This is a genomic window from Secundilactobacillus kimchicus JCM 15530, from assembly GCF_001433995.1.
Classification (GTDB): Bacteria; Bacillota; Bacilli; order Lactobacillales; family Lactobacillaceae; genus Secundilactobacillus; species Secundilactobacillus kimchicus.
Genome location: NZ_AZCX01000002.1, coordinates 341,918 through 354,383 on the forward strand (window position 1 = coordinate 341,918; position 12,466 = coordinate 354,383).

The following is a 12,466-nucleotide window of genomic DNA, read 5'->3' on the forward strand; positions in this document are numbered from 1 at the left end:
TTAAGGAGGTGCCTAAATTCATGAATTTGAACGAATTACAACCGTCAGAAGGTTCACGCTTCTCACGTGCTCGTAAAGGACGCGGTCGTTCTGCTGGTAATGGTAAAACGTCAGGTCGCGGTCAAAAGGGGCAAAAAGCTCGTAGCAAAACGCGTTTAGGTTTCGAAGGTGGCCAAATGCCATTGTACCGTCGGATCCCAAAGCGTGGTTTTACAAACATCAACCGCAAGGAATATGCAGTTGTTAACTTAACGACTTTGAATGACCGGTTTGAAGATGGTGCTGAGGTAACACCTGCAGCACTTGTTGAAACTGGCATCGTTAAGAACGAAAAAGACGGTATCAAGATTCTTGGTAACGGCGAAATTTCTAAGAAACTGACTGTTAAGGCCAACAAGTTTTCGGCTAGCGCAACGTCAGCAATCGAAGCTGCAGGCGGTAAAACTGAGGTGATCTAATGCTTTCAACCATGAAAAGCGCGTTTAAAGTAAAGGATATTAGAAATAAGATCCTCTTTACACTATTTGTTTTGGTTGTCTTTCGGATTGGCTCGTTTATCACCGTTCCTGGGGTCAATGCAAAGGCACTACAAAGCGTTGCGTCTTCTGGGTTAGTTAGCATTTTGAACATTTTCAGTGGTGGTGGGTTGACCAACTACTCTATCTTTGCGATGGGGGTTTCACCTTACATCACTGCTCAAATTGTTATCCAATTACTGCAAATGGACATTGTTCCTAAGTATGTCGAATGGAGTAAACAAGGTGAAGTTGGGCGTCGAAAGTTAAACCAACACACGCGGTACTTAACAATTATATTGGCATTTGTTCAATCGATTGGGATTACCGCAGGTTTTAACACGTTAAGTAGTTTGAATTTGGTGCAACATCCTGGGGCTAAGACCTACATGATGATTGGTCTAATTCTAACTGGTGGGACCATGTTAACCACTTGGATGGGTGACATGATTACGGATCACGGCTTGGGTAATGGGGTTTCAATGATTATCTTTGCTGGGATTATCGCCAGAATGCCTACTGGGGCTTACAAGTTGTATCAAGACTACTTCGTGAATGTTTCAGGGAATTCTGCGATTTGGCAGAGTGTTTTAATCATTGCCGTCATTATTATTGCGGTTTTGATTATTACAACTTTCGTCACTTGGGTTCAACAAGCTGATCGAAAGATCCCGATTCAATACACTCGCCGAGTAACTGGTAATCAAGACAGCAGTTACTTACCGTTGAAGGTCAATGTGGCAGGTGTTATCCCGGTTATTTTTGCTAGTTCATTTATTGCGACGCCACAGACAATTCTGATGGCATTTGCAAATAACCATTCTGAAGACACTTGGTATCAAGTGATGACAAATATCTTCAACATGAATTCGACTGGTGGGATTACCCTATACACGATCTTGATTATTCTGTTTACTTTCTTCTATGCCTTTGTTCAGGTTAACCCTGAAAAGCTATCAGAAAACTTACAGAAGCAAGGGAGTTATATTCCAGGGGTTTGGCCAGGTCATGAGACCCAAGTGTACGTTTCAAACTTGCTTATGCGGTTGAGTACAGTCGGGGCTTTGTTCCTTGGTTTTGTCGCATTGGTTCCATTAATTGCTCAAAACGTTTGGGATTTAGATGAGTCAATCGGTTTGGGTGGTACCAGCCTCTTGATTGTTGTTGGTGTTGCTATTCAAACGATTCAACAAATCGAAGGATTGATGATGAAACGGCAGTACGTTGGTTTCATTCAAGATCCTCGCCCAGCAGAATAATGTTAACTCACTTTTAGTTAGATTATTCTGAAACGTTTAAGGAGGTAATTAAATGTCAATGGACCTAATTTTAATGGGTTTGCCTGGTGCCGGTAAGGGTACGCAGGCCCAAAAAATTGTTGAAGACTTCAACATTCCTCATATTTCGACTGGTGACATCTTTCGGGATGCCATGAAAAACGAAACCAAGATGGGAATTGAAGCCAAGAAGTATATCGACAAAGGTGACTTGGTGCCTGACGAAGTAACAAATGGAATTGTTGCTGATCGACTCGCGCAAGACGACGTTGCCGCTGGTTACATGTTGGATGGGTATCCACGGACTATTGAACAAGCACAAGCTTTGGATACTTTCGGTCATGAACTTGATCGACCAGTTGACGCTGTTATCAACATTCACGTTGAACCTGATGTGTTAATCGAACGACTTTCTGGTCGTTTCATCTGTCGGACATGTGGCGCAACTTATCACAAGTTGTACCATATGCCAAAAGTAGAAGGAACTTGCGATGTTTGTGGCGGGCATGATTTCTACCAACGAGAAGATGATAAACCTGAAACAGTTAAAAATCGATTAGCTGTTAACGTCAAGATGAACACCCCCTTAGTTGATTTCTATCAACAAAAAGGGTTGTTGCACACTGTTGATGGTGATCGGGATATCGACGTTGTTTACAGTGACATCAAGAAGATCTTAGATCTATTGGCATAAGAGATCTCCGGTCGTTGGATTTGCTTGCGTTGTTTAAGTTCGTATGGTAAACTAACTCAGGTTAGCGTCAAAATTATGAACGAGAATCCAAAGACCTTTTTTGGTCTGTAATTGAACAAATTGAAATGGAGGTACTTTTGTGGCGAAAGATGTCATCGAAGTCGAAGGTAAGGTTACTGAAACCTTGCCAAACGCAATGTTTCGGGTCGAACTAGAAAACGGTCATGAGATATTAGCACACGTGTCCGGTAAAATACGAATGCACTACATTCGTATTTTACCTGGAGACCGAGTTACTGTGGAGATGTCTCCGTATGATTTGACCAAGGGACGCATCACGTATCGATTTAAATAAATCGATATTTTTCGGTTTGCATTAGGACATTAGGAGGTATATAGACGATGAAGGTACGACCATCTGTCAAAAAAATGTGTGATCACTGTAAGATCATCAAGCGTAAAGGCCGAGTAATGGTTATCTGCTCAGCAAACGCTAAGCATAAACAACGTCAAGGTAAATAATCTAATTATTAAATAGGAGGTGCACTTTAATGGCTCGTATTGCTGGAGTTGACTTGCCACGTGACAAGCGTATTGTCATTGGCTTAACTTATATTTTCGGTATTGGTAACAGTACTGCTGAAAAGATCATCGCTGAAACGGGTGTCTCACCAGACGTTCGCGTTCGTGACTTAACCCCTGATGATGAAGACAAGATTCGTGCAGCCGTTGACACTTACAAGGTCGAAGGTGACTTACGTCGTGAAGTCAGCATGAACATTAAGAACCTTCAAGAAATTGGCTCATACCGTGGCATGCGTCACCGTCGTGGATTGCCAGTTCGTGGCCAACACACGAAGAACAACGCCCGTACTCGTAAGGGTAAGGCTGTCGCTATTGCCGGTAAGAAGAAATAATTTAAAAAGGAGGTAAAGACATTTCATGGCAACTAGAAGAACTACACGTAAGCGTCGTGTAAAAAAGAATATCGAGTCTGGTGTTGCTCACATTCATTCAACATTTAACAACACTTTAGTTATGATCACTGATATGCAGGGTAATGCAATTTCATGGTCATCAGCTGGTTCATTAGGCTTCAAGGGTTCACGTAAGTCTACTCCGTTCGCCGCTCAAATGGCTGCTGAAGCTGCAGGTAAGGCATCTATGGAAAACGGTATGAAGTCTGTTGAAGTTGCTGTTAAGGGTCCTGGTTCAGGTCGTGAAGCTGCAATCCGTGCCTTACAAGCTACTGGACTCGAAGTTACTGCCATTCGTGATGTAACACCTGTTCCTCACAATGGTTCTCGTCCTCCGAAGCGCCGTCGGGTATAGTGGGTCTTTTTTGAGAGATTTGCTATTACTAAATGATGGGACTTATCACAAGGCTCAACGCGTTTGAAAGGGGTAAAAGATAAGAATGATTGAATTCGAAAAGCCTAACATTCACAAAATTGAAGAAAGCGATGACTACGGTAAGTTCGTCGTAGAACCACTGGAACGTGGCTACGGGACAACCTTAGGGAACTCTCTCCGTCGAATTTTACTGTCCTCATTGCCAGGAGCAGCTGTTACCAGTATTCAGATTGATGGCGTGCTACACGAATTCTCAACTATTGAGGGTGTCGTTGAAGACGTCACACAGATCATTTTGAACACAAAGAAGATTTCGTTGAAGCTCGAAGGGCCAGATGACGAAATTGAGTCAATGGAAATTGACGTTAAGGGACCTGCTCAAGTTACCGCTGCTGACATTAGTGCCGACAGTGATGTAACCATTTTGAATCCTGATCTCTATATTGCAACCGTCGCTGAGGGTGCTACTTTCCATATGCGAATGACTGCAAACAAGGGCCGTGGATATCGTTCTGCCGACCAAAACAAGGCGAACGGAGACATGCCAATTGGCGTTTTGCCTATTGACTCTATTTATACCCCAATTGAACGTGTTAACTATCAAGTTGAAAACACGCGGGTTGGTCAACGCGACGATTATGACAAACTGACTCTGGATGTTTGGACGGATAGTTCGATTACGCCAAGTGAGTCAATCAGTCTGGCGGCTAAGATTTTAGCTGAACACTTAGCGATGTTTGTTGATTTAACTGACGAAGCTAAGAATGCCGAAATCATGGTCGAAAAGGAAGAAACCCACAAAGAAAAGATGCTTGAAATGACAATTGAGGAATTGGACCTTTCCGTTCGTTCATACAACTGTCTAAAACGTGCTGGAATCAACACTGTTCAAGAGTTGACCAACAAAACTGAAGCCGATATGATGAAGGTTCGTAACTTAGGCCGGAAGTCATTGGAAGAAGTTAAAAACAAGCTATCTGATCTTGGGTTATCACTTCGTAAAGAAGACTAATTAAATCAAAGGAGGGTTACTAACCAATGAGTTATCGTAAATTACAACGTGCCAGTTCACAACGTCGTGCGCTGCTTCGCGACTTGACTACTGAATTAATCATTCACGGTCAGATCCAAACAACTGAAGCACGTGCCAAGGAAGTTCGTTCAACGACTGACAAGATGATCACTTTAGGTAAGCGCGGTGACTTGCACGCTCGTCGTCAAGCCGCTACTTTCTTACGTGACGTTGTTGCTGATGTTAAAGAAGACGGGGACGATGTTAAAATCCAAACTGCACTTCAAAAACTATTTAGCGATGTCGCACCTAAGTATGCTGACCGTAATGGTGGTTACACTCGCATCATGAAGACTATGCCTCGTCGTGGTGATGGTGCCCCAATGGTTATCTTACAATTGGTTGATTAAACCAAATAATCACTCACCTTATTGGTGAAAACAATAGAATCACACCGAGTTTTGGGTATAAAGCGTTATGATGTTGAAGGTGACTTCGAGTCTAGCTTGAATGCGGTCTTTGGATCGAGCACCCGCTACTTGGTAGTGATTTTTTTGTGTCGTTTTGCAACTAGATTCATCAAAACAAGTTAGTGTGATACTAATCAATAGAGATTAAAAAGGCTCGAGCGATTTTGAACGCTCGAGCCTTTTTGGCTATTTATTTTTATAGATGGACCGCTGAGTTCCATAACGCCATTTGCCTAAGGTTTTTTGTAACCACGGGACAAACCACAGGTCTAATCCGAACGACCGACCGGATCCATTCATCAGTGCAAAAGCGACAAATAAGACCCAAACAGTTGCCCATGAATGTAGGAAAATAAAGAAGCAGATGATGACAATGAAGTTTGCACACCAAGTTGCCAATCCAAAGAAAATCAAGCAACCTAAGATTAATTCCCAGATTCCGAATCCTGAATGTCCCATGACCAACCAACTTGAATCGCCGTTCATTTTTGCTAATCCGTCAATGAAGAGTGCAATCCCAAAGTATAAACGAAGGGGTAGTGACCAAAGGACATTGCTACGGCGAGAGGTGTTGTAACCGAAAACGGTTCGGCCGTTTTCAACGTTGAAAAATTCGTCCATGAAATATTTCCAAGTATAATACATGGAAGCAATTCGCATGAAATACAAGAGATTACTGCCGTGCTTCATCAGTGTGGCGAAGCGACCTCTGAACCGCTTTCCGCCAAAGACTTGGGCGATTCCGTATTTTGAACCAAATGAAACGGTGAAGCCCATATTCTTATCTTTGAATTCTTTGTAATTAGTGGCGCCGTTAATGTCTTCGGCAACGTTATGGGCCACAATGAGGGCTTCTTGTTCAGCTTCCTGAGCAGTTTGTGGAACGGCCCGTTCAGCGCCTTCTTCAGTGGCGTTCGCATCGTCGCCGGCGACGTAGATACTTTTATCTTCGAAGCCCTGAGCTTGTAGGTACTTGTTAGTAATTAAGCGACCGCCACGGCCGGCTTCGATGCCAAATTCGTCAGCGGTGTGATTGGTCTTAACCCCAGCTGTCCAAATCAACGTGTTAGTTGCGATTGGAGACTGGTCCTTAATTTCAACAGTATCGGGATTGACTTGAGTGATCATTGAAGACGTCCGAATTTCGATATCGTTTTTCTTCAAGAAGTTTTCAGCGTGGCCTGCATTTGTGCGGTCCAGCATGTTAATGATAGTTGGTGCGGCTTCAACCAAGATAACTTTAATCTCACTTGGATCTAGTCGGTTTTCCTTAGCGAGTACTTCGCGGTATTCAATCAACTCGCCGACGGTTTCAGCACCAGTAAAGCCGGATCCACAGACAACCAGCGTCAATAAGGCCTTGCGTTTTTCTGGATCTTGCTCAGCTGCCCCCCGACGAATGACGTCGCCGATGTGATCGCGTAAAGCAATCGCGTCTTCCATCGACCAAAGTGTAAACCCATTTTCCTTAACGCCTGGCGTCCCAAAGTCATTTGGTTCGCCCCCCATACTAATGATTAAACTGTCGAAATCATAAGTGCTATGTTCACCATGAACTTGCTTGTTTTCCTTATCGATTGCAGTCACGTTATCCGTCACTAACTGCACGTTTTTTGCATGGTGGAACAGGCGCTCCAAGTCATATTTGACGGCGTCTGGTTGAACCCGCTCAGTGGCAACCTCGTGGAGTTGCGTCAAGTATGTGAAATACGAATGTCGATCAATCAATGTGATTGTGACATCAGGATTTGATTTAAAGCGCTTGGCAAGCTTCTTAGTTGCGTAGACGCCAGCGAAGCCAGCCCCTACAACGACAATGTTTTTAGCCAATTGCATAACCCCCCAAATAATATTATGGATAAGATGAGTTGAATAAATGCTGAAAATGATAGCGTTATCTTATCATACTCAATTATAGGGTTATCATGACGCAATGTCTAATAATATCGCACGTTCTTTTCAAAATAAAATTGAGCAAACTACCTTTATAACGGAGGATTTGTTATAATGACGGTTGACTTTATGGAGAGGTGGCCGATGGCTTGGCAATTATTTCTGTCTCAAATTTAACTTATCAATATGCACAAAGTGAAGCGCCGGCCGTTAATGATGTGACGTTTGACGTTGAGGCTGGTGACTGGGTCGCCATTGTTGGCCACAATGGGAGTGGCAAGAGTACGTTAGCCAAATTACTCATTGGTATTTTGGCAGCTGATTCGGGCACGATTGACATTGCCGGAACCCGACTGACCGAAGCCAGTGTTTGGGATGTTCGGGAGACCATTGGAATGGTTTTTCAAAACCCTGATAACCAGTTTGTCGGGGCTACGGTTGCCGACGATGTCGCGTTTGGAATGGAAAATCGCCACGTCTCTCGAGACGTGATGATTCGACGGGTTAAAGAAGCACTTCTGCAGGTTGGTATGTGGGAATTTCGGGATCGTGAACCCGCTAGACTATCCGGTGGGCAGAAGCAGCGGGTCGCCCTTGCTGGTGTGATGGCGGTTGCCCCCAAAATTTTAATTTTGGATGAAGCGACTAGCATGTTGGACCCAGAAGGTCGTTCAGATATTTTAAACACCATTAAGACGCTCAAGCAGAAATTGAATCTTACCGTTTTATCAATCACTCACGATATTGACGAAGCCGCGCAAGCCGACCGAATCTTGGTGATTGACGATGGTCGCTTTATTGAAGAAGCCACGCCACAGGCCTTATTTGAACATGGCTCAGACCTGATTGCCATGGGCCTTGATGTGCCGTTTTCGGCGAAATTAACCGAGTTGTTAGCACAGCGTGGGGTTGCGGTACCTGCACACTATCTTGACGAAGGGAGCCTTGCAGACTGGTTATGGAAATCTCGTTTGACAAAGTAGGGTTTTGGTATCAACCAGGCACACCATTTGCTTTTCAGGCGCTCAAAGACGTGTCACTGACGATTCCTAGTGGCCAATTTACGGCGGTTATCGGTCATACAGGGTCTGGTAAGTCAACGCTCATTCAACACCTTAATGCGCTTCTAAAACCGACCACAGGACGCGTTTTGATTGGCGATCGGACCATTGATGCCAAAACCTCTAATAAGCACCTTAAACCGCTTAGAAAGACCGTTGGAATTGTGTTTCAGTTTCCTGAGAATCAGTTGTTTGAAGAAACGGTTCTTAAAGACATCGCATTCGGCCCCCAGAACTTTGGTGTAACGTCGCAGGCGGCCACCGAGATGGCCCAGCAAGCAGCAAAGCAGGTTGGGTTAGCCGATGAGCTATTGACACGGTCACCGTTTGAGTTGTCAGGTGGGCAAATGCGGCGGGTCGCAATTGCTGGGGTTTTGGCGTTAAGACCGGATGTGTTAGTGCTTGACGAACCAACGGCAGGCTTGGATCCGCGAGGGCGGCGTGATGTCATGACCTTAGTCACCAAGCTGCAACGTGAACAGCAGATGACAATCGTTTTAATTACCCATCAAATGGATGACGTGGCCCGGTACGCCCAAAACGTGGTCGTGATGGCTAAGGGGGCCGTCGTTAAGCAGGGGACCCCACAAACAGTATTTAGCGATGCGAATTGGTTAGCTGATCATCAATTAGCCCTGCCCAGTGCGGCTGAATTTGCCGCCCAATTATCGCAGCACGGCTTTCATTTTGACCCACTCCCCTTAACTGAAGAAGCATTGGTTGCGCAGTTAGCGCCTCAGCTACCGCTTAAAGGGGGGCAGCACAATGAATAATTTCATGTTTGGCCGTTACATCCCGGGAAATTCATGGGTTCATCGGCTAGATCCGCGAGCTAAATTATTGCTTTGTTTTATCTACATTGGGGTTGTTTTTTTCGCAAATAATTTCTGGACTTACTTACTCTTAACCGTTGTTTTATTAGGCTCAATTATATTAGCGGCGGTTCCTGCTCGAATCTTCATTCGTGGATTGCGGCCACTCTTTTGGTTGCTATTATTTACCGTTGTTATTCAAATTTTTTTTGGTGCTGGTGGCCACGTCTACTGGCAATGGGGTGTTTTTTCCATCACCCATGATGGTCTAGTGAGTGCTGGACTCATTTTAATGCGGTTTGTGCTCATCATCTTAATTTCCACATTATTGACTTTTACGACTCAGCCGTTGGCGATAGCAGACGGGATTGAATCATTGTTAAATCCGCTACGAAAAGTTCATTTTCCGGTCGCTACCTTAGCGCTGATGTTATCTCTTTCTCTGAGGTTTGTGCCCACGTTGATGGATGAGGCAACTAAAATTATGAATGCTCAACGCTCGCGCGGGGTTGATTTTGGCAGTGGTGGTTTGCGCCAACAAATCAAAACCATTGTTCCGATTTTAATTCCCTTGTTTGTTAACGCTTTTCAACGAGCGGTTGATATTTCCATTGCAATGGAAGCCCGGGGGTACCGGGATGGCGAGAACCGGACAAAGTACCGGCAATTAAAATGGCGATCAGCAGACACTATTAGCCTGGTTGGCTTTGTTATCATGGCCGGACTGGTGATTGCCCTTCGACAATTGACTTAGAGAGGATTTTGAATTTGAGATATAAAGTAACACTTGCTTACGATGGCACCAATTTTGCCGGTTTTCAGCGGCAACCTAACCAACGGACGGTGGAAAGTGAACTGACACGAGTGGTTAATAAAATGGCGAAAATGCCAACACCGGCTATTGTCATCTACGGTTCCGGTCGGACGGATGCGGGCGTCCATGCACTTGGGCAAGTGGTGCACTTTGATTTTCCCTTTCCAATGAAAACTGAAAACATGCGTAAGGGATTAAATAGTATGCTGCCAGTGGATATGGAAGTGTTGAAGGTCTCGGCAGTTAGTGACCAGTTTCACGCCCGATATGACGTTTCAGGTAAGCGTTACGTTTATCGCATGGACCTTGGTGAGTTCCGTAATCCCTTTAAGCGTCATTATACCGGGCACTGGAAGTTCCCGGTTGACCTTAAGAAGATTCGGACGGCCTTGAACGATTTAATCGGTGAACATGATTTTACGAGCTTTGTTGCGTCTGGATCCAGTGCGCGTACGAATTATCGAACAATCTATGAGGCCACCGCCAAAATCGATGAAATTCAAAATGAGCTGGTATTTGAATTCTATGGGAATGGTTTTTTATATAATCAAGTGCGAATCATGGTTGGCGTCCTTGTTGAAATTGGTGCCGGGACCCGGCCTGTCGATGGCATTCAGGAACTCTACCGGATCAATGACCGCCGATATGCGCGCCGAACGGTGCCAGCTAGCGGTCTTTACCTGAAACACGTTTATTACGAGGGCGATGATCCAGCGCATCCTACCAAATTACCTAAGCATCAACGTTAGAAAGTATTAATTTGAGGTTGACTTTACCGACGAAAATTCGTATTATGGTTGTTGGTATTGTTTGCCCCACGATAAGCCCCGGAAACTTGTTGTTTTGGTGTCAAACAAACACAGAATATGGAGGAATATATTGTGCGTACAACATTTATGGCTAAACCAGGTGACGTGGATCGCAAGTGGTATGTAGTTGACGCAACTGACGTACCTTTGGGTCGTCTCGCATCTGCAGTTGCAAACATCTTACGTGGCAAGAACAAGCCTACGTTCACCCCTAATGTCGATACTGGTGATCACGTCATCGTGATCAACGCTTCAAAGGTTGCTTTAACGGGTCGGAAGGCTACTCATAAGATCTACTATCACCACACGAACCACCCAGGTGGTTTAAAGCAACGCACTGCTGGTGATTTCCGTGCGAATGATCCAGAAAAACTGATTGAAACTTCTGTCAAGGGAATGCTTCCTCATACTTCATTAGGTCACAACATTGGCTTGAAGCTTCACGTTTATGCTGGCGATCAACATAACAATGCTGCTCAAAAGCCTGAAGTTTTGGACATTACTAACCTAATTTAAGGAGGAAATTGAATTGGCTCAAGTACAATATCGCGGCACAGGCCGTCGTAAAAACTCAGTTGCTCGTGTACGTTTAGTACCAGGAACTGGTAAGATTGTCATGAACGACAAGGCAATTGAAGATTACATTCCATTTGCTAACTTACGTGAAGTAGTTGTTCAACCATTTAACGTTACTGAAACGCTTGGTAACTACGACGTTTTAGTTAACGTTAACGGTGGTGGCTTCTCAGGCCAAGCCGGTGCAACCCGTCATGGGATCGCCCGTGCTTTGCTCGAAGTTGATCCTGATTTCCGTGGTCCTTTGAAGCGCGCTGGTCTTTTGACCCGTGACGCTCGTATGAAGGAACGTAAGAAGCCAGGTTTGAAGAAAGCCCGTAAGGCTGGACAATTCTCAAAGCGTTAATATCAAATATATTACGCATTTTAAAAACATGCCATGTGGAGGCATGTTTTTTTATTTGCCGCTACCTTAATCTTTCTAAAATTTCTGAACAAGTTTTTGGCCTTTAGGCGGTTAATAGTGCATAATGCATGTCAAATAGGAATGTTAGGATGTCATGATTGCAGGGAGATCATATCATGGTTCAGTTTGATTGGCAAATTGCAGAAACGAATGAGTATTCCAGATCAGCAACACCGAGCTTTGTCACGTTAACAACGCGGAGTTACTTGACGATTAGTGGCGTTGCTGACCAGCGGACTGCTGATTCGGAATTTCAAGAAAAAGCCAGAGCTGTAGAACGTTTGGCCCAAAAGATTAGTGACGGTCCCGATGGCGGCATTCATATTGATCGATTTAAGAGCTACCGCCCCTACCCAGTACAAGCCGTCTGGTCGGGTGGTGAAACAGTTGATGACCGGCATGCGTTTAAAATTTGGCTCAAGCAACCGTTATTTGTATCGGCAGCTAACCTCAAGCAGGCTAGGGATCAGCTCGATGTTGGTCCACTAGGGCCAGAGGTTCAGTTCGAAAATTTAGCCGAAGGGACTGAAATTCAAAGTTTCAGTGCCGACTCGCTCACAACTGATAGTCAGGCGGTTGAGACGCTAAGACAAGCTATCGCAGATCGGGGCTTAAAACGTCTGTCAGAAACCCAACACCGTGAGGTTTATTTAGAAGGTCCTGAGGCCGGTCGACCGGTACTGCTGAGGGTTGAAATTGACCCCAATCAGGGTCAGATTGATGCATCAAACCACGCCTATAACTAATTAAAAATCCCGTTAATTTGACTAACTA

17 protein-coding genes are annotated in these 12,466 nt (G+C 44.6%); 16 read left to right on the plus strand and 1 reads right to left on the minus strand.

All coding sequences use genetic code 11. From position 1 onward, the window contains the following. Positions 1-20 precede the first annotated feature (20 nt). The 9 genes from rplO (at position 21) to rplQ (ending at position 5,261) form a co-directional block, all read left to right on the plus strand. A complete protein-coding gene (rplO, locus tag FC96_RS04100; protein WP_054659446.1) occupies positions 21-458 on the plus strand; it encodes a 50S ribosomal protein L15 in 438 nt (145 codons plus the stop codon). After that, the gene (gene secY / locus FC96_RS04105; RefSeq protein WP_054659447.1) at positions 458-1,774 is read left to right on the plus strand and encodes a preprotein translocase subunit SecY; all 1,317 of its coding nucleotides are present in this window, start codon (positions 458-460) and stop codon (positions 1,772-1,774) included. The genes rplO and secY overlap by 1 nt, the downstream gene beginning before the upstream one ends. A gap of 58 nt (positions 1,775-1,832) precedes the next feature. Next, complete coding sequence (locus FC96_RS04110) at positions 1,833-2,486, plus strand: adenylate kinase (protein WP_279403662.1); 654 nt, start codon at positions 1,833-1,835, stop codon at positions 2,484-2,486. A gap of 139 nt (positions 2,487-2,625) precedes the next feature. Further along, positions 2,626-2,841, plus strand: coding sequence for a translation initiation factor IF-1 (infA, locus tag FC96_RS04115; protein WP_010619611.1), 216 nt, complete (start codon positions 2,626-2,628; stop codon positions 2,839-2,841). A 47-nt stretch (positions 2,842-2,888) separates the two neighbouring features. Beyond that, on the plus strand, positions 2,889-3,008 hold the full coding sequence (gene rpmJ / locus FC96_RS04120) for a 50S ribosomal protein L36 (protein ID WP_056942099.1): 120 nt from the start codon (positions 2,889-2,891) through the stop codon (positions 3,006-3,008). A gap of 29 nt (positions 3,009-3,037) precedes the next feature. Next, positions 3,038-3,403, plus strand: coding sequence for a 30S ribosomal protein S13 (gene rpsM / locus FC96_RS04125; protein ID WP_054659451.1), 366 nt, complete (start codon positions 3,038-3,040; stop codon positions 3,401-3,403). 25 nt (positions 3,404-3,428) lie between these two features. Continuing rightward, the gene (gene rpsK / locus FC96_RS04130; RefSeq protein ID WP_056942100.1) at positions 3,429-3,818 is read left to right on the plus strand and encodes a 30S ribosomal protein S11; all 390 of its coding nucleotides are present in this window, start codon (positions 3,429-3,431) and stop codon (positions 3,816-3,818) included. An 85-nt stretch (positions 3,819-3,903) separates the two neighbouring features. Continuing rightward, complete coding sequence (locus FC96_RS04135; protein ID WP_054659455.1) at positions 3,904-4,851, plus strand: DNA-directed RNA polymerase subunit alpha; 948 nt, start codon at positions 3,904-3,906, stop codon at positions 4,849-4,851. 26 nt (positions 4,852-4,877) lie between these two features. Further along, positions 4,878-5,261 carry a 50S ribosomal protein L17 gene (gene rplQ, locus FC96_RS04140; protein WP_054659457.1) on the plus strand — a complete coding sequence of 128 codons (384 nt, stop codon included), beginning with the start codon at positions 4,878-4,880 and terminating at the stop codon, positions 5,259-5,261. A 246-nt stretch (positions 5,262-5,507) separates the two neighbouring features. Here rplQ and FC96_RS04145 read toward each other — a convergent pair whose 3' ends face one another. Then, positions 5,508-7,151, minus strand: coding sequence for an NAD(P)/FAD-dependent oxidoreductase (locus tag FC96_RS04145; protein WP_056942176.1), 1,644 nt, complete (start codon positions 7,149-7,151; stop codon positions 5,508-5,510). 212 nt (positions 7,152-7,363) lie between these two features. Between FC96_RS04145 and FC96_RS04150 the strand changes: the two genes are divergently transcribed. The 7 genes from FC96_RS04150 (at position 7,364) to FC96_RS04180 (ending at position 12,438) form a co-directional block, all read left to right on the plus strand. Then, positions 7,364-8,197 (plus strand): energy-coupling factor ABC transporter ATP-binding protein, encoded by an 834-nt coding sequence (locus tag FC96_RS04150; protein ID WP_056942177.1) that lies wholly within the window; start codon positions 7,364-7,366, stop codon positions 8,195-8,197. Next, on the plus strand, positions 8,173-9,048 hold the full coding sequence (locus tag FC96_RS04155) for an energy-coupling factor ABC transporter ATP-binding protein (RefSeq protein WP_054659459.1): 876 nt from the start codon (positions 8,173-8,175) through the stop codon (positions 9,046-9,048). The genes FC96_RS04150 and FC96_RS04155 overlap by 25 nt, the downstream gene beginning before the upstream one ends. Then, positions 9,041-9,841 carry an energy-coupling factor transporter transmembrane component T family protein gene (locus FC96_RS04160; protein WP_056942101.1) on the plus strand — a complete coding sequence of 267 codons (801 nt, stop codon included), beginning with the start codon at positions 9,041-9,043 and terminating at the stop codon, positions 9,839-9,841. Before FC96_RS04155 ends, FC96_RS04160 begins: the two co-directional genes overlap by 8 nt. 14 nt (positions 9,842-9,855) lie before the next feature. Then, positions 9,856-10,650, plus strand: a complete 795-nt coding sequence (gene truA, locus FC96_RS04165; protein WP_056942102.1) for a tRNA pseudouridine(38-40) synthase TruA — start codon at positions 9,856-9,858, stop codon at positions 10,648-10,650. Positions 10,651-10,782: 132 nt separating this feature from the next. Then, positions 10,783-11,226, plus strand: a complete 444-nt coding sequence (rplM, locus tag FC96_RS04170) for a 50S ribosomal protein L13 (RefSeq protein WP_054659461.1) — start codon at positions 10,783-10,785, stop codon at positions 11,224-11,226. A 13-nt stretch (positions 11,227-11,239) separates the two neighbouring features. After that, positions 11,240-11,632 carry a 30S ribosomal protein S9 gene (gene rpsI / locus FC96_RS04175; protein ID WP_054659463.1) on the plus strand — a complete coding sequence of 131 codons (393 nt, stop codon included), beginning with the start codon at positions 11,240-11,242 and terminating at the stop codon, positions 11,630-11,632. A 176-nt stretch (positions 11,633-11,808) separates the two neighbouring features. Continuing rightward, entirely contained in the window at positions 11,809-12,438 is a 630-nt protein-coding gene (locus tag FC96_RS04180) for a hypothetical protein (protein ID WP_054659465.1), read from the plus strand. Positions 12,439-12,466: the final 28 nt, after the last annotated feature.